At 65.0% G+C, this 752-nt stretch carries 2 pseudogenes; one reads left to right on the plus strand and one right to left on the minus strand.

The features are described from left to right. Window positions 1-628, plus strand: a pseudogene (locus RN629_RS18265) (IS256 family transposase); the annotation flags it as partial. 14 nt (window positions 629-642) lie between these two features. Here the strand turns inward: RN629_RS18265 and RN629_RS18270 are convergent. Continuing rightward, window positions 643-752, minus strand: a pseudogene (locus RN629_RS18270) (IS5-like element IS711 family transposase); the annotation flags it as partial.

The following is a 752-nucleotide window of genomic DNA, read 5'->3' on the forward strand; positions in this document are numbered from 1 at the left end:
GCATCTCGAAGTCGAGCGTGTCCAAGCTGTGCAAGGACATCGACGAGCGCGTGAACGCCTTCCTGAAGCGCCCGCTCGCTGGCGAGTGGCCGTACCTCTGGCTGGACGCCACCTACCTCAAGGTGCGTGAGGGCGGCCGCATCGTCTCGGTCGCCGCCATAATCGCTGTGGCCGTCACCACCGAGGGCAAGCGCGAGATCGTCGGCCTGCACATCGGCCCCAGCGAGGCCGAGCCATTCTGGTCGACCTTCCTGCGCGATCTCGTCCGCCGCGGGCTGAGGGGCATGAAGCTCGTCATCTCCGACGCGCACGAAGGGCTCAAGGCCGCCATCACCCGCGTCGTCGGCGCCACCTGGCAGCGCTGCCGCGTGCATTTCATGAGGAACGCGCTGGCGCATGTGCCCAAGGGCCAGACCACCATGGTCGCTGCCGCCATCCGGCAGGTCTTCCTCCAGCCGGACCATACCGCCGCCACCCAGACCTGGCGGCACGTCGCGACCAGTTGCGCGCCCGCTGGCCGAAACTGAGCACCTGCATGGACAATGCCGAGCATGACGTGCTCGCCTACATCACCTTCCCCGAACAGCACCGGACGAAGTTGCACTCCACCAACCCACTGGAACGACTAGGCTTTGTCTGCATTTATCGTAGCCAGATCATGGCGCATGCGAGGTGAACGAAGCCCATGAAGGCGGCGATGGTTTTCTCGCAGCGCAGGGCGATACGGCGGAAGCGCTTGAGCTTGTTGAAGA

This window comes from Facivitalis istanbulensis, assembly GCF_040560405.1.
In the GTDB taxonomy this organism is placed as follows: Bacteria; Pseudomonadota; Alphaproteobacteria; order Sphingomonadales; family Sphingomonadaceae; genus Sphingomonas; species Sphingomonas istanbulensis.